The organism is Chitinophaga cymbidii, assembly GCF_007992715.1.
In the GTDB taxonomy this organism is placed as follows: domain Bacteria; phylum Bacteroidota; class Bacteroidia; order Chitinophagales; family Chitinophagaceae; genus Chitinophaga; species Chitinophaga cymbidii.
Genome location: NZ_BKAU01000001.1, coordinates 2,658,382 through 2,674,825, shown reverse-complemented (window position 1 = coordinate 2,674,825; position 16,444 = coordinate 2,658,382). Strand labels below are relative to the sequence as shown.

Here is a 16,444-nt window from a genome sequence, read left to right as displayed (position 1 = left end):
CGCCGGGTAGCCAGCATGACTGCTGTCCAATTCCCGGCTCCTGCAAGATGTCAAGGTTATGAACCTCCAAGCCGTTCGCTTACATCTTTAACTTTCATTTTTCCAAGAACTTTCCATCGTTGTTTCGATGGGAGTGCAAAGGTAGAAGAGTTTTTTATTTCATCCAAATTTCATCCAAACTTTTTCTGAAGTATTTTTTCGATCATTTCAAGATGATGATAACCCCGGAAAACCACGGCCAGCGAAGATTTGCGCCGTGCGTAAGGAAGAAAAAACTGTAAAGAACTATCTGTTTTCCGTGTTAGCGGGATGCAAAGGTAGAAACTTTTTATCATCACTTCCAAATGTTTTCAGAATATTTTTTTCGAACCTCCCAAAAACACCTAAAACAAACCCTCCGGATACATCACCCGCATCAGGCACAAACCCTGCGGTGGCACCGCAAAATCCGCCTTCGTACAGTCCCTGCTTTCAATCACTTCCCGGAACCCGTCCAGCGTCAGCTTCCCCCGCCCCACCCGCAACATCGTACCCACAAGCCCCCGTACCATCCCCCGCAAAAAACGGTTGGCGCTAACGTTATAGACTATACGGTGATCCTGCTCCGTCCACCTCGACTCCGAGATCCTGCAATTAAAAGTCTTCACCTGCGTGTTGCGCTTCGAAAAAGTGCTGAAGTCGATATACCCCCGCAAGATATCCGCCGCCGCCCGCAACTGCTCCATATCCATCCGGTACGGATAAAAGTATCCGCGGTCCGTCATAAAAGGATCTTTCACCGTATACAACGTATATTCATACGCCCGCCCCGTTGCCGCAAAACGGCTGTGCAGCGCATCATCCACGGGATACACCCCCTTCACCACAATGTCCTGCGGCAGGATCGCATTCATCTTGTACACAAACTGCGGATGCAGCGCCTGCTCCGTGTCAAAATGCAGGAAGTTCTGCCGCGCATGCACGCCCGCATCCGTACGGCTGGAGCCCGTGGTCACCACCCGCTCCCGCAGCAGCAAACCCGCTGCACGGTCTATTTCCGACTGCACCGTCACCGCGTTCTCCTGTACCTGGAAACCGCTGTAACGCGCACCCATATAAGCTACTTCAATAAAATACCTGGCCATGGAACGCGAAAGTAGGGAAATTTAAAACGACAAATGGTGAACAACGCCTGTCCGTCATTCACCATTCATGTATATCTGCACATCGCGGGGATGCGCTATTTCTTGACCATTGCCTTGAACCGGCCTTTGTAATAATCGTCTTTCAACAGGTCGCCCAGGCCGGAGAAATTCTGTGAATCATAGGTCCGCGGATACGCCGCATCCAGCAGCTGGTAGCGGTTCTCCTCCGTTGAGATCAGCAGCGCCAGCGCGCGCACCTGCTCGCTGCTCACGCAAACGGAACGGGTGCCTCTTCTGAAGGCGTCCACCATATCCTCATCGGTTTTCCGGCTGTTCATCGTGCGGAGCAGCTTGCGGAAATCGTCTGTTTCCAGCACTTTCTGGCAGTCGGAATTGACCATTTTCACCCGTTTCCGCTCCGCTTCTTCGGGTACGGACGCAAATTCAGAGTTGGCGATACTGTCCCGCACAAACGCCGCGCGTTCCGCCGCTTCCCGCTCTACCCTTCTTTTCTCCCTTTTGGCCTCCCGCGCTTCCTTTGCGCTGATCTCCGGGATGCTCTCTGCTACTATCTCCGCGGGCTTCTCCGTCGAAGCAGCGGCAGCAGCAGCCCCCGTTTCACCGAAATCTATAAATTCAGGCTCGGGCTGATCTTTCTTCTTCTTTGCTTTCTTTTCTTTCTTAGGAGCAGGGGCAGGGTCTGGAACTGCCTCCTCAACAGGCTCGGCAACGGCCACTTCTTCCGCCGCGGCCTCTTTCAGCGCTTCTTCGGCAGCGGCCTGCTTTTCATCTTCCATCACACTGCTCAGCAAAGCCTTTTCCTCTTCCGTCAATGCCGCTCTTTCTTTCCGCTCCTTCCGCTTGTTTCGTTTCTTCACCGGTTCGTCTGTCGCCGGCGTATCCACGCTGGCAACCGTTTCGATCACCGGTTGCTCCGCCGGTTTGGTCACCGGCTTTGCCAGTTCAAGCGGCATATCGTCCGGCCGGTCGTCTTTCACCACTTTATCCAGCGCTTCGGCAAAGCTGCTTTTCTTTACCGGAGCGGCAGGTGGAGCCGTATCCGTAGTGGCTTTTGCCAGCGCGGCCTGCACGTCCGCCTGCACATTGTCCATCATCTCCTTCGTTTCCGCACTCGCCGTATCGTCGGAAATGCGCGTTACAGACACCTCCCCTTCAGCTGCGGGTGCGGCGAAGCTTGCGCCGGCGCCTGCCGGCATCAGCGTGGCAAAGGTCTGCAGATCATATAAAGCAAATTCTTTATCCTGGGTGTTCTTCAGCAGGTAGCCATAATCCCGCTGGCCGGTGATACGCAGCGTATACTCCTGCTCCGGCAGCTCGTTCTTCAGAAAGCCGATGGTCACCGGCACTTTGCCTTTGGACAATTTGGGCAGTATCACGTACCCTTTCGCCGAGGAGCTGATCACCTTCCCGTTCAGCTTCACATAGAAGGGCTGATGCTTCTCATGCTGGATATACACAAAATACGAGGGGTCCTGCGCAGACAGGCGGCCTGCCAGCAACAGGGCGAAGAAAAGATATAACAGCTTTAACTTGGATCGATACATAGCGTTACTACTAACAAATATTATTCCAGCACAATTAATATTTCCCCTTTTTCCACCGCTTTCCGCTCCGTCACCTTCACTTCCTTCACGACGGCGTCTGACGGGGATTTGAAAACATTCTCCATTTTCATCGCTTCCAGTATCAGCACCGGATCTCCCTTGCTGATGGCCTGTCCGGGTGAAACCAGCACCTTCAGCACCATGCCGGGCATCGGCGCCTTAATGTCGTTCAGCTTGCGGGACGATGCCCCGGAAATCCCCATGGCGGCCAAAAGGCGGTCCATCGGCTCTTCCAGCTTCACCTCAAACACATCCTGCCCCAGCTGTAGCGTTACGGTACGCGCCTCACGGTCGGTTTTCATCACCTGCGCCACATAACTTTTCCCGTCCATCAGGATGCTGTAACCGCCGGAGGGCAGGGCCTCAGCACTCCACGCGGCCTTCTTCCCGTCACATGATATTTCGTTGCCCTCACTGGTGATCTCGAACGGCATCGAGCCGTTTACAATTGCTTTTATCATAATAATGATCCAAAAATAACAATTTTAACCGCTTGCGTCGTATTTGGGCCATTTGTTTAAATTTGACCCTTCCCCTCAACACAGGGGACTATTTTTGTTCAAAATAACAATTGCATGCAGCACCACTTTCAAAAATCATGGCGCATACTGCTGACCGGCCTCCTCTTCGCGACGCTGACAGCGGGAGCGCAGGCACAATCCAGCCAGGAAGACCCGGCACTCAAAATCTACCGGGCAACGCCCACCAAGATCAATAACCTGGTGCACACAAAACTGGATGTGAAGTTCGACTACGCCAAACGCTACCTCTACGGGAAAGCCTGGATCGTACTGAAACCGCACTTTTATCCCACCGACAGCCTCACGCTCGACGCCAAAGGCATGGACGTAAAGCAGGTGTCCCTCGTGCAAACCGGCTCCTCCGCAAAGCCCACCGAACTGCTGCTGAGAACCGCGAAGCAAACTCCGCTGAAATACGAATACGACGGACAGCAGATCCGCGTTCAACTCAATAAAACGTACAAAAACACCGAATCTTATACGGTTTTCGTCGAATATACCGCCAAGCCGGACGAGCTGGAAGTAAAAGGCAGCAACGCCATCACCGACGCCAAAGGTCTTTACTTCATCAACCCGGACGGCAAAGATCCCAAAAAGCCCATCCAGATATGGACGCAGGGCGAAACGGAAGCCTCCTCCGTATGGTTCCCCACCATCGACAAAACAAACCAGAAAACAACTTCCGAGATCAGCATGACCGTGGAGAAAAAATATGTCACCCTCTCCAACGGCCGGCTGTCCGCACAAAAAAATAACGCAGACGGCACCCGTACAGACACCTGGCGCATGGACCTCCCCCACGCTCCCTACCTCTTTATGATGGCGGTAGGCGACTTTGCCGTGGTGAAAGACAAATGGCGCGACAAACAGGTGAACTACTACGTGGAAAAGGAATACGCCCCGCATGCAAAAGCCATCTTCGGCAATACGCCCGAAATGATGACCTTCTTTTCCAAACTGCTCGGCTACGACTACCCCTGGGTGAAATACTCCCAGATCGTGGTGCGCGACTACGTTTCCGGCGCCATGGAGAACACCACCGCCACCATTCACGGCGATTTCCTCCAGAAAACAGACCGCGAGCTGCTGGACGATGACGATCGTTTAGGCGAATCCGTTATTGCGCACGAGCTGTTCCACCACTGGTTCGGCGACCTCGCCACCTGCGAGTCCTGGAGCAACCTCACCATGAACGAGTCTTTCGCGGACTACAGCGAATACCTCTGGTTCGAACATAAATTCGGTAAAGATGCGGCGGACGAACACGCCTACAACGCCCTGAACAGCTATCTCGAAATGGCGGAATTCCAGGGCGACCGGCACCTGGTAAGGTTCCATTATCACGACAAAGAGAATATGTTCGACCAGGTGAGCTACCAGAAAGGCGGGCGCATCCTGCATATGCTGCGCAATTACGTGGGCGACGAGGCTTTCTTCAAAGCGCTCAACCTGTACCTGAAGCAGAACGCATTCAAGGCCACGGAATCGCACCACCTGCGCCTCGCCATGGAAGAAGTGACCGGCGAAGACATGAACTGGTTCTTTAACCAGTGGTACTTCGGCCAGGGCTATCCCGAGCTGGATGTCCGCTACGACTACAGCCAGGCCGGCACCGCAAAAGTGATCCTGAAACAGACGGGCGACAAGGTATTCGATCTGCCCATGAGCATCGACATCTACGCCGGCGGCAAAAAAGAACGCCACAACATCCGCCTCACGGAAAAAGCAGATACCTTCTCTTTCACTGTCAGTAGCAAGCCCGACTTCATCAATGTGGACGCGGACAAAGTGCTGATCCTGAAAAAAACGGACCGCCGCGACCTGAACAGCTACGTGTTCCAGTACAAGAACGCGCCGCAGTACCTGGACCGCCGCGAGGCCATCGAAGCCTGCCTGAAACAGCAGACCAGCAATCCCGCCGCACGCGCCACCGTGATCGCCGCTATGAAAGATCCGTATGAAGGGCTGCGCTCGCTGACCATCGGCGGCCTGAAGCTGGACAACAACGAGATAAAAACCGCCGCCATGCCCATCCTGCTTGATCTTGCGAAAAACGACAAGCACTCGCAGGTACGCGCCGCCGCACTCAAGCAGCTCGGCAGGCTGAAAGATTCCAGCTATGCGCCCCTGTTCGAAGCCGCGCTGAAAGACCGCTCCTACCTCGTGGAAGGCACCGCGCTGAACGCCCTCGCGGAGCTGGACATCAAAAAGGCATACAGCCTGGCGAAGGCCATGGAAAAGGATGCGAAAGGTTTGCTGAGCAGCGGCATCGCCAACGTATACGCGAAAAACGGCGATGTGAGCGACGTGCCCTACTTCGCGAAACAGCTGGAAGAATCCACCGGCCAGGAAAAGATCGGCGCCGCCATCATGTACCTGAACATCCTCGCGAACGTGAACGATACCGAGCTGGTGACCAAAGGCATCGACCAGATCGTGGACGTGGTGACCGGCTTCAACAACAGCTGGGTGAACAATTACGTCATCAACCTGCTCACGCCCATCGCCGAGAAAAAACGGAAAGAGGCCGCCACCGCTGACGCCACGCTGAAAGCAGAATTGACGAAGCAGGCGGACCATGCAACAAAGGCCGCGCAGAAAATAAAAGACAGCTCGAAAGAGTAGTAAAATAAGGGGGTAGCCGGCGGCGGATCGTTTTTCAGCCGCCGTTGCGTCGCACTCTTCAACATTTGCAGGCAGTTTCCGGCAACGGGGGCTGCCTGTTTTTTTATGCTTCCTCTTGTTGTCTTGCACATTTCTGCATTTGCAGTTTCCGGCAACGGGGGCTGCCTGTTTTTTATGCTTCCTCTTTTAAACACGATTTCCTATATTGAGTAAATTCCACAAGCCCATGTCTGCATTCCTGCCCTTGATATATGTTATCGCCGCTATCCTGTTGCTGATCCTGCTGATCCTTTGGGTGAAGCTGGACACGTTCATTTCCTTCCTGATCGTCAGCATCGTACTGGCGCTGGCCTGTAATATGTCCGGCCCGGCGATCGGGCTCGCCATTTCTAACGGTATCGGCAGTACGCTCGGATCGCTGGTGACCATCCTCGGCTTCGGCGCCATGCTTGGCAAGCTGGTGGCGGACAGCGGGGCGGCACAGCAGATCACCTCTTCGATGGTGCGCATTTTCGGCGTCCGGCATATACAGTGGGGCATGGCGCTCGCGGGGCTGCTGGTGGGCATCCCGATGTTCTATACCGCGGGCTTTGTGATCGTGGTGCCGCTGATCTTTGCAACGGGCATGTCTACACGCCTGCCGCTGCTGTACATCGGCATTCCCATGATCTCCGCCTTGTCAACCGCGCACGGGTTCCTGCCGCCTCATCCTTCCCCTACCGCCATCAGCCAGCAGCTCGGGGCGGACATCGGTAAAACATTGCTGTACGGGCTCATCATTTCCATCCCTACCATCGCATTGGCCGGCCCGGTATTCGGGCGCACACTGAAAAAAATGAACATCACCCCGGAACAGGGACTGCTGAATATCACTTTCCGCGAGGAGAAAGACATGCCGGGGCTGGGCATCAGCCTCGCCACCGCCCTGCTGCCGCTCATCCTGCTGACCATTACCACGGCCCTGGCGCCCGTGATGCAGGAAGGCTCCGTTCTGCACAGGACCGTCAACTTCATCGGCGATCCCAATATCGCCATGCTGCTGTCCGTACTCGTAGCCATCTACTTTCTCGGCGTCCGCCGCGGGCAACCGGTAAAAGCCGTCATGAAATCCATCGAACAGGCATTGAAAGACATCACACCGGTCATGCTGATCATCGCCGGCGCCGGCGTTTTCATGCAGGTGATCAAAGACGGCGGCATCAACACCTACATCGGCGAAGCACTGAAAGACCTGCCGGTATCCCCGCTCGTGCTGGGCTGGCTGATCTCCGCGGTGATCAGGGTTTGCGTAGGGTCCGCTACCGTGGCGGGCTTAACAACGGTGGGCATTCTGCTCCCGCTGATACAGCAGCAGGTGGTACATCCGGAGCTGATGGTGCTGTCCATCGGCGCGGGCAGCCTCATGTTCTCGCATGTGAACGACGGCGGCTTCTGGCTGTTCAAGGAATATTTCAACCTCAGCATCAAACAGACCTTCGCCACCTGGTCCGTCATGGAAACCATCGTATCCGTATGCGGATTGCTCGGAGTTTTGGTATTAGAACAATTTATTGGATAACTTTAGATAAAAATCAGATGACCGCAGCAGAGAATTTCGCAGCCCTAGGATTGAACCTCCCGCCCGCACCCGCACCCAAAGGCGTATATAAACCGCTATTGATCGTTGGCAACCTCGTTTATGTATCCGGCCACGGCCCCGTGCTGGACGACGGTTCCCTCCTCTTCGGCAAGGCCGGCCTGGAAGTGAATGCGGACGGCGCCAGGCTCGCCGCGCAGCAGGTAGGGCTTACCATTCTTTCCACCCTCGTCAGCCAGCTTGGCTCCCTCGACAGGATCAAACGGGTGATCAAGGTGCTGGGCATGGTGAACGCCACGCCGGATTTCGGAAAACATCCCTATGTGATCAACGGCTGCAGCGAATTGTTCGCCAAGATATGGGGGCAGGAGAACGGCGTGGGCGTACGCAGCGCCGTGGGCATGGGTTCCCTGCCGGATAATATCACGGTAGAGATCGAAGCTGTTTTTGAACTGGCAGATTAATATTTTTTCAGGATGCAAGCAGACTGGTATCACCTGACAGACCCCGCAACAGTGGCCTCTCCGGCACTGATGGTCTACCCGCAGCAGGTAGCGGAGAACATCAACAGGATGATTGAAATGGCGGGCGCCGCGCGCCTCATGCCGCATGTAAAAACGCACAAGATGAAGCCCATCGTGCAGATGCAGATCGAAAAGGGCATTCATCGTTTTAAATGCGCCACCTTCGCGGAAGCGCAAATGCTCGCCGAAGCGGGCGCAAGCGACATCCTGCTCGCCTACCAGCTGAACTCACCCGTGGCGGAAAGCTTCGCAAAACTGGCGCAGCAATACCCGCGCATAAGATTTTCTTCGCTGGTGGATAATATGGATTCCGCAAAGCTGCTGCAACAGATATTCCATCCATCAGAGGAATCCTTTGCCGCAGGACATCTGCTGGATGACGTAGACCACCCTGCCCGCGATCACTTTGCGACAGAACCGGTTCAGAAGGCGGACCTCACCGCGAACGTCTACATCGACATCGACAGCGGCATGCACCGCACCGGCATTCCCGTAGAAAAAGCATTCGAACTATATGAGCAACTGCAATCCCTCAGCCACGTAAAATGCCTTGGCCTGCATGCGTATGACGGGCATATCCGCGACCGTGATCCGGCTGCGCGCGCACAGCAATGTGAAGCGGCGTTCGCTCCTGTGGCCGCTCTCGCGGCAAAGATGGGGGACGTGGAGATCATTGCGGGCGGCTCGCCTACCTTTCCCATGCATGCAAAACGGGCGGCAGACATGTCCGGTTCAACAAACGCTTTGCCAGGCAACATCAGGCTCACCTGCAGCCCCGGCACCTGCATCCTCTGGGATGAAGGCTACGGCAGCGGCCTGCCGGATCAGCCGTTTGTCACCGCGGCACTCCTGCTCACCCGTGTAATCTCCAAACCGCAGCCCGGCCATATTACGCTGGACTTGGGGCATAAAGCAGTATCTGCCGAAAACCCCATCACCAAAAGGGTTTTCTTCCACGAGCTGCCGGACTACGAAGTGATCTCGCAAAGCGAAGAGCACCTGGTGGTGAAAACGCCGCTGGCAGATCGTTTCAAGGTAGGTGACATCCTGTACGGAACGCCCTGGCATATCTGCCCCACGGTGGCTTTATATAACGAAGCACAAATCATTGAGAACGGCGCCCTTGCCGGCACCTGGCCTATCACCAGGGGAAGGCGGCTGCTGTAACGAATTCAACCAGATAACCTATGCACCCTTTTATTTTCGATGCACATCTTGACCTCAGCATGAATGCGCTGGAATGGAACCGTGACCTTACGAAGTCCATCTCCGCCATCCGCGACCGCGAAAAAAATCTCACCGATAAACCGGACCGCGGACGCGGCACCGTTTCCCTGCCTGAAATGCGGAAAGGCCGTATTGGCCTCTGCGTTGCCACGCAGATCGCGCGGTATGTGGGGCTGGACAATCCGCTGCCGGGCTGGCATTCACAGGAACAGGCCTGGGCACAGACACAGGGTCAGCTCGCCTGGTACCAGGCAATGGAAGCAAAAGGCGAAATGAAACAGATCACCAACGCGGCGGAACTGTCGGCTCACCTGAAGCTATGGGAAACCGCCACCGATACCAGCTCCCTGCCGGTAGGCTTTATCCTCAGCCTCGAAGGCGCCGATTCATTCTGCGAGCTGGCCTGCGTGGAAAAAGCCTATGCCTCCGGCCTGCGCGCCGTTGGCCCCGCACATTACGGCCCCGGCGTTTACGCCTTCGGCACGGATTCCGACGGCGGGCTGGGCACCAAAGGCCGCGCACTGCTGAAAGAACTGGAACGCTTCGGCATCATCCTGGATGCCACGCACCTCTGCGATACTTCCTTCTACGAAGCAATGGACCATTACACCGGCCCCGTATGGGCCAGCCACCATAACAGCCGCGCGCTGGTGCCGCACAACCGCCAGTTCTCGGACGAACAGTTCTCCCTGCTCATTCAACGCGGCGCCGTGATCGGCACGGCGCTCGATGCCTGGATGCTGATTCCCGGATGGCAGCGCGGCAAAAGCACGCCGGAGCAAACCGGGGTTTCGCTGCAGCATGTCGCCGATCATATCGATCACATCTGCCAGCTGGCGGGCAACAGCCAGCACGCCGCCATCGGTTCGGACCTCGATGGCGCTTTCGGTACGGAACAAACGCCTAAAGACCTCAACACGATCGCGGACCTGCAAAAGCTGCCGGAAATACTGAAAGAAAGAGGGTTTACAGCGGAGGACATCGACAATATCACGCATAAGAACTGGATACGGTTCCTGCTGGAAACGTGGAATTGAGTGCTGTCATCGGTCTGAGCGGCAGGAGCATTAAGCAACACGGTGCATCGATCTGCACAAGCGGCAAGCATTAGCGGCAGGGCGTTAACCTGAACAGGCCGCCGGAACGGAACCCACTGTTGCTGCAGCGCACAAAGAGACGAACAGGAGAGAACTCCCGTTCGTCTTTTTTATACAATCAGAAATTGGAAAGGAATGTCGTGTATCAGTTCGTGAGCACTATCTGCCCGCGGATCTCTCCGCCGGGGTGATCCGCAGTATGAATGTTCACGTACCACAGGCCGCCCAGCAGATCGGCTTCTGTTTGCGTGGTGCCGTTGAGCACGAAGCTGGAGGAAAAGCTCCCGGAAGTAGTGGGTGTAAACAATGTAGCGAAGTTCTGGAGCACGCCGGCATTTACTCCCACTGCAGCGGGACCGTGAATGTGCATCAGCGTGGCATTGCCGCTGAGGCCCTGCCAGCGCACTGTGATATTCATTTTTTTGGAGGCGGGATCATAATTGGCGTCAAAGCTGCCGCTGGCAGTAGTGGTCACGGCAGGGTTCTCCTGCGCACCGCTCATCGGGGCATTCATAACGCGGTAGGTATTATCGTCCTTGTCCTTCTTGCACGCTACGGCCAGCAGGCAGAACAGGCCCATAACGATAAATACCAGGGTGTGTAAATTTTTCATAGTGCTCGTTTTCCGGAGAATACGGGCGGGAGCGGGAAAGGGTTGCCTGATCAGGAGTGCACTACTTTGCCTTCTTCTTCATCCCAGCGCCAGGGGGTATCGTCCAGCGGAATACCGCCGATCCAAATATTGCGCTGGCTGGCAAAGGACAGGTAATTTTCTTCGCTGTTCAATACTTCTTCGCCGAGGCCGGTGAGATACAGCATTTCGTCATTACGCTGCACCACGCCAGCGCGTTGCAGGCGCTGCGTGTAGATGTCCAGCTGAAAATCCCCGAAACCGTAGATCTTCAGCTCATCCCAGAACTGGTAATACAGGTCGCGTTCGCGCAGTTTGCCGAGCGCTAGCCGGTCCAGCAGAAAATGCTCCACGGCATTCAGGCCGTTTTCCGCGTTGGGCAGGCGTTTGAGATGCGCCTGCAAAGCGGTGCCGAGGTACGGCAACCGTTCGGTGTAGCGGTAGCTGAGCTGTTCCAGCCGCAGGGGATCGTCGGAGCGGTAAGCCTCCCATGCTTCGGTGGCCAGCTGCCAGTCTTCGTCCTGCAGGTATTCCCGTTCTCCGAACAGCGGTGGCAGGTGCTCCGGCCGAAGCATGCCGAGGCCGCGGAAATTGGGCACGTCCGGATGTTCTTCGAGTTGTACGATGCTAACGGGAGGAAGTATGGGGTTCAGTTTTTTGAGGTAGTAGAGGATAAATATCATGTTGACCTGGCAAAAGAGGTCGAATTCAAACCAGAGTACGATCTCGTTGTAGGCGGTTGCCTGCCCGAGCTTTTTATAGTCTTCGCCGATGGAGTCCAGGTAAGTTTTCCGGTCGATGCCATACTCCTGCTGAAGATGCGCCGCTCTTTCCTCGAAGAACCGGGGCAGGTCCTGTGTAGCGGGGGCCTTCCCTTCGCAGAGCATCTCGCGCCAGACCAGTACATCGCCTTTCAGGCCGCTATGCTCGAATATTTCGCGGGTTGCGTCGCCATTGAGAATGTGCAGTATCATATCCTATAAAATTTTCAGTTACAGATCGATCCGCCAGTGATCAATCCGTAACTGAAATTGATACTGACTTTTTACCAGCTGCCGCTGGCGCCGCCACCGCCGCCGGAGCCTCCTCCAAAGCCGCCGAAGCCGCCACCGCCACCACCGAATCCTCCGCCTCCGAAGCCACCACCGCCGCCGGACCATCCGCCACGGCCGAGAGAGCTGCCGATCATACCGCCGAGGATACCACCGAAGATGCTGTCGCCACGGCGGCTGATCACCCTGCCGCCACCGCCGCGGCCTCCGCCGCCCCGTCCAAGGAAGAACAGGATGATGAGCGCGATGATGATGATCCCGATGATGTTGCCGCCACTGGGGCCGGGTTTGCTGCGGGGAACGCCTTTATATTCGCCGGCCGCGGCCTGCATGATCTTGTCCACCGCCTCATCCAGGCCCTGGTAATAATGTTCCTGCCGGAAATTGGGTTTGAGGACATCGTCAACAATGCCCCATGCGATCGCATCAGGCACCGCGCCCTCCAGCCCATAACCTACTTCTATTCTCATACGGCGGTCGTCTTTCGCCACCATGATCACAATACCGTTGTTCTTCTCCGTGCCGATGCCCCAGTCCCGCAATATCTTCAGCGATAATTCCGAAATATCGTAATTACCGGTTGTTCCGATGATAACGATCGCGATCTGGTTGGAGGTGCTGTCGCTGTAAGCGACCAGTTTCCTTTCCAGCGCCTGTACTTCCGATTGCACGAGCACGTTGGCAAAGTCGTTTACGAGACGCGGAGGATTGGGTTTTCTCATCCACTCCTCTTCCTGTGCGCTTGCACCGGAACCAATGATCAGGAGCGTCCATAATAATAACCAGCGGGTAAACTTCATTGTTTGTTGCTTGTGATTCATTCCTGTTTATTTCCCGAAAACGATGTCGTCCGGCAGTTCGTTCTGATCGCCGGATTCGTACGGGAAATAATGATAAAGGGATTCTCCGATCTCTTTCACACATACCTCTATTCCTTCAATGATCCTGTTTCCGGAAAAATGTGTTTTGAGCAAGAGGGCTTCCTGCTGCCAGAAATCATTGCCTACTTTTTCATGGATGCCCTGGTCGCCCAGGATGGCGAACTGGTGGTCGCGCATGGCGATATACAGCAGTACGCCGTTACGTTGTTTCGTTTTTTCCATGCCGAGGGAGAGAAATGCTTCCTGCGCCCGGTCCATCGGGTCTACGTACTTGCAATGGCTTTCCACGAACAGCCTTATCTCACCGGAGGTAAGACGTTCAGCTTGCCGGATGGCCTGTACGACCCGGGATTTTTCCTCTTCGGTAAAAAGTTCCTTCTTTTTAAATGGGAACATGATCCTGTTTATAAAATGCCTTTGCGGACGCCGGCTTTAAAAATGGGCCGGCATCCGCAAGCGGCTGTTAAAATAACGGTTGATAACGGGCGTCCCTTAGAACTGCACCTTCGGTGCTTTGTCCGACCCTTCCGCGGCCTTGAAGTACCCTTTCTGCTGGAAGCCGCCGAGGCCGGCCACCAGGTTCGTGGGGAAGGAGCGTACGCTGCTGTTGTATGTGTTAACGGCGGAGTTGAAATCATTCCTGGCCACGGCGATCCTGTTCTCCGTACCTTCCAGCTGCGCCATGAGCGTCTGGAATTGTTCGGTTGTGCGCAGCTCGGGATATCTTTCCACGCTTACGAGCAAACGGCTCAGTGCGCCGGACAGCTCACCCTGCGCCTGCTGGAACTGGGCGATCTTCTCGGGGCTGAGATCATTCGCGTTCACCTGCACGGAAGTGGCTTTGGCGCGCGCTTCGATCACGCCGGTCAGCGTTTCCTGCTCAAACTTGGCGGAACCCTTTACGGTGCTCACCAGGTTGTCGATCAGGTCCGCCCTGCGCTGATACTGTGTTTCTACATTTCCCCATGCCTTTTGCACTACTTCATCTTTCTTTACCACTCCGTTGTAACTGCTGCAACCCCAAAATCCCACGAGTGCGAGGACGATGATTACAATGATGCCTGTTTTCATTTTCTATCTTGTTTTTAATAATGTTAGGTAACGGGTATAGTCAAACCTACAAGAAATAACGGAAAGCGCAAAAACAAGGTTCAAATAACACTGCGTTAACCGGCTAAGTTCCAGCGCTTACGAAGCAACTCACAGCGATCAACCAAAATCCGGGTAGTGAATAACAAAAAATAATTATGTTTGACATCGATTTCCCGGTTATAAAAGGAGGCTGATTTATACCGGTGCCAAGTTAACGGAATGCACAATTGTATTGTTTTTTATTGATACGCTTGCAGAATTTTTCATTGTTTATAACTCATTTATTTTTATTATATTACATTAAGCTACTGCGTTTAATAATGAGTGCACAACACATTCACATCCTCTATATCGATGATGAAATACATAACCTGAATGCGTTCAAGGCTTCTTTCAGGAGGATTTATACGGTGCAAACGGCCGGGTCTGCGGAGGATGCCTACAAATTGCTGGAGGATCATGAATTTCACATCATTATATCGGATCAGCGCATGCCCCGCATGACGGGGATCGAATTCTTCGAATCGATCCTGCACAAGTACCCCGAGCCCATCCGCGTGCTGCTGACCGGCTACGCGGACATCAACGCGGTGATTGACGCGATCAACAAGGGGCAGGTGTACAAATATTTCTCCAAGCCCTGGAACGACGAGGAGCTGCGCCACAACATCGAGAAGGCGTACGAGGTGTACGCCCTGCGCAAGGAGAACCGCGAGCTGACCGAAAAACTGCTGGACGTGAACGAGAAGCTGGAATTTTTGCTGCGGCAAAAGCTGATCTCCTAGACTTTCCACGCTTTTAATATGAAGCATCCGCGTTTTAACCATAGCGATCGTGCGCTTTTGCCATAGGCTTGTCCATGCTTCATCTCTACTTTATGCATGCCTGATCTACACTTCTGGTATGCTCTATCCCCGCACCACCGCTGAAGAGTGCGACGCAACGGCGGCCCCATCCCTGACCTGCCGGCCGGCCCAACATCCCTTTTTCCCATAAAAACGTGCGGCATTCACCGTTACTTTTCCATTTTCCGTTAAATTGCGCTCATTCGTGAACGTTTAATTGCTCAATCATGCAAGTTTGGAAAGATTATCAGGCGCAGCACAAGGACCGTTTTTTGAACGAACTGCTGGAACTGTTGCGCATCCCTTCTGTCAGCGCGGATTCCCGCCACAATGAGGATACGAAACGCTGCGCAGAGGCCGTGAAACAAAGCCTGGTGGACGCCGGCGCCGACAAAGTGGAGGTTTGCCCCACGGCCGGCCATCCCATCGTATATGGCGAAAAGATCATTGACCCTTCCCTCCCTACCGTACTGGTATATGGCCACTACGACGTACAGCCGCCCGATCCGCTGGACCTGTGGACCAGCCCTCCCTTCGAGCCGGTGATCAAGGACGGCAAGATCTTCGCCCGCGGCAGCGCGGACGATAAAGGCCAGTTCTATATGCATGTGAAGGCTTTTGAAACGATGATCAAGACCAACACCCTGCCCTGCAACATCAAATTCATGATAGAAGGGGAAGAGGAAGTAGGCTCCAACAACCTCGGCGTGTTCCTGAAAGACAATAAAGAACGCCTGAAAGCGGACGTGGTGCTGATCTCCGACACCTCCATGATCAGCATGGAAAATCCTTCGCTGGATACCGGCCTCCGTGGCCTTGCTTACATGGAAGTGGAAGTGACCGGTCCGAACCGCGACCTGCACTCCGGCGTGTACGGCGGCGCAGTAGCCAACCCCGCTACCATCCTGGCGAAGATGATCGCTTCGCTGCACGATGATAACAACCACATCACCATCCCCGGATTCTACGACGGTGTACAGGAACTAAGCGCCGCGGAACGGGCGGACCTGAACAAGGCGCCGTTCGATGAAGCGGAATATAAGACTGATCTGGGCGTGGAAGAGCTGTGGGGCGAAAAAGGTTATACGACCATTGAGAGAACGGGCATCCGCCCAACGCTGGAAGTGAACGGCATCTGGGGTGGCTATACGGGCGAAGGCGCCAAAACGGTACTGCCTTCCAAAGCGTTTGCCAAAATTTCCATGCGCCTGGTGCCGAACCAGGATTGGGAAAAGATCTCCGACCTGTTTGCCGGACATTTTAAGAAGATAGCCCCTGCATCCGTAAAAGTAAAGGTAACGGCGCATCACGGCGGCTCTCCCTACGTAACGCCGACCGACCATGTGGCTTTCAAAGCGGCCAGCAAGGCCATTTCCGCGACCTTCGGCAAAGAGCCGGTTCCTGTGCGCGGCGGCGGCAGCATTCCCATTGTGGCGCTGTTCGAAAAAGTGCTGGGATTGAAAACGGTGTTGATGGGCTTCGGGCTGGACAGCGATAACCTCCATTCCCCGAACGAAAAGTACGGGCTGGAGAACTTCTACAAGGGCATTGAAACGATCCCTTACTTCCACCAGTATTTTGCGGAGATGTCCTCCAAATAATCAAAAAGCCCCGGTTTATCACC

16 protein-coding genes are annotated in these 16,444 nt (G+C 54.8%); 8 read left to right on the top strand and 8 right to left on the bottom strand.

Annotation, left to right across the window (positions count from 1 at the left end):
* On the top strand, positions 1-189 hold a 189-nt coding region (locus tag CCY01nite_RS26755; protein WP_222614343.1), incomplete at its 5' end, for a hypothetical protein.
* A 194-nt stretch (positions 190-383) separates the two neighbouring features.
* On the opposite strand, the gene truA is transcribed toward CCY01nite_RS26755, so the two are convergent.
* From truA to CCY01nite_RS11020, 3 genes are all read right to left on the bottom strand, one after another.
* Positions 384-1,124: a tRNA pseudouridine(38-40) synthase TruA gene (truA, locus tag CCY01nite_RS11030; RefSeq protein ID WP_146860711.1), complete on the bottom strand. Its 741-nt coding sequence runs from the start codon at positions 1,122-1,124 to the stop codon at positions 384-386.
* A gap of 95 nt (positions 1,125-1,219) precedes the next feature.
* Positions 1,220-2,689, bottom strand: a complete 1,470-nt coding sequence (locus CCY01nite_RS11025) for a proline and serine-rich protein 1 family protein (RefSeq protein WP_146860708.1) — start codon at positions 2,687-2,689, stop codon at positions 1,220-1,222.
* Positions 2,690-2,709: 20 nt separating this feature from the next.
* A complete protein-coding gene (locus tag CCY01nite_RS11020; RefSeq protein WP_146860705.1) occupies positions 2,710-3,210 on the bottom strand; it encodes an acyl-CoA carboxylase biotin carboxyl carrier protein subunit in 501 nt (166 codons plus the stop codon).
* Between the two features lie 114 nt (positions 3,211-3,324).
* On the opposite strand from CCY01nite_RS11020, the gene CCY01nite_RS11015 reads away from it, so the two are divergent.
* The 5 genes from CCY01nite_RS11015 to CCY01nite_RS10995 all read left to right on the top strand — a co-directional run bounded on the left by CCY01nite_RS11015 (position 3,325) and on the right by CCY01nite_RS10995 (position 10,259).
* Positions 3,325-5,895, top strand: coding sequence for a M1 family aminopeptidase (locus CCY01nite_RS11015; protein WP_146860702.1), 2,571 nt, complete (start codon positions 3,325-3,327; stop codon positions 5,893-5,895).
* Positions 5,896-6,121: 226 nt separating this feature from the next.
* A complete protein-coding gene (locus CCY01nite_RS11010; protein ID WP_222614342.1) occupies positions 6,122-7,453 on the top strand; it encodes a gluconate:H+ symporter in 1,332 nt (443 codons plus the stop codon).
* A 17-nt stretch (positions 7,454-7,470) separates the two neighbouring features.
* Positions 7,471-7,935, top strand: a complete 465-nt coding sequence (locus CCY01nite_RS11005; protein ID WP_146860699.1) for a RidA family protein — start codon at positions 7,471-7,473, stop codon at positions 7,933-7,935.
* A 12-nt stretch (positions 7,936-7,947) separates the two neighbouring features.
* A complete protein-coding gene (locus CCY01nite_RS11000; RefSeq protein WP_146860696.1) occupies positions 7,948-9,162 on the top strand; it encodes a D-TA family PLP-dependent enzyme in 1,215 nt (404 codons plus the stop codon).
* A 20-nt stretch (positions 9,163-9,182) separates the two neighbouring features.
* On the top strand, positions 9,183-10,259 hold the full coding sequence (locus tag CCY01nite_RS10995; protein ID WP_146860693.1) for a dipeptidase: 1,077 nt from the start codon (positions 9,183-9,185) through the stop codon (positions 10,257-10,259).
* 205 nt (positions 10,260-10,464) lie between these two features.
* Here the strand turns inward: CCY01nite_RS10995 and CCY01nite_RS10990 are convergent, their stop codons facing one another.
* The 5 genes from CCY01nite_RS10990 to CCY01nite_RS10970 form a co-directional block, all read right to left on the bottom strand.
* A complete protein-coding gene (locus CCY01nite_RS10990; protein WP_146860690.1) occupies positions 10,465-10,932 on the bottom strand; it encodes a CHRD domain-containing protein in 468 nt (155 codons plus the stop codon).
* Positions 10,933-10,982: 50 nt separating this feature from the next.
* Entirely contained in the window at positions 10,983-11,924 is a 942-nt protein-coding gene (locus CCY01nite_RS10985; protein ID WP_146860687.1) for a hypothetical protein, read from the bottom strand.
* A 71-nt stretch (positions 11,925-11,995) separates the two neighbouring features.
* Positions 11,996-12,823 (bottom strand): TPM domain-containing protein, encoded by an 828-nt coding sequence (locus tag CCY01nite_RS26975; protein WP_262713313.1) that lies wholly within the window; start codon positions 12,821-12,823, stop codon positions 11,996-11,998.
* A 6-nt stretch (positions 12,824-12,829) separates the two neighbouring features.
* Positions 12,830-13,279: a TPM domain-containing protein gene (locus tag CCY01nite_RS10975; protein ID WP_146860684.1), complete on the bottom strand. Its 450-nt coding sequence runs from the start codon at positions 13,277-13,279 to the stop codon at positions 12,830-12,832.
* Between the two features lie 96 nt (positions 13,280-13,375).
* The gene (locus CCY01nite_RS10970; RefSeq protein ID WP_146860681.1) at positions 13,376-13,954 is read right to left on the bottom strand and encodes a LemA family protein; all 579 of its coding nucleotides are present in this window, start codon (positions 13,952-13,954) and stop codon (positions 13,376-13,378) included.
* Between the two features lie 341 nt (positions 13,955-14,295).
* On the opposite strand from CCY01nite_RS10970, the gene CCY01nite_RS10965 reads away from it, so the two are divergent.
* Positions 14,296-14,760 (top strand): response regulator, encoded by a 465-nt coding sequence (locus tag CCY01nite_RS10965; protein WP_146860678.1) that lies wholly within the window; start codon positions 14,296-14,298, stop codon positions 14,758-14,760.
* A gap of 287 nt (positions 14,761-15,047) precedes the next feature.
* Positions 15,048-16,421, top strand: a complete 1,374-nt coding sequence (locus tag CCY01nite_RS10960) for a dipeptidase (RefSeq protein WP_146860676.1) — start codon at positions 15,048-15,050, stop codon at positions 16,419-16,421.
* Positions 16,422-16,444: the final 23 nt, after the last annotated feature.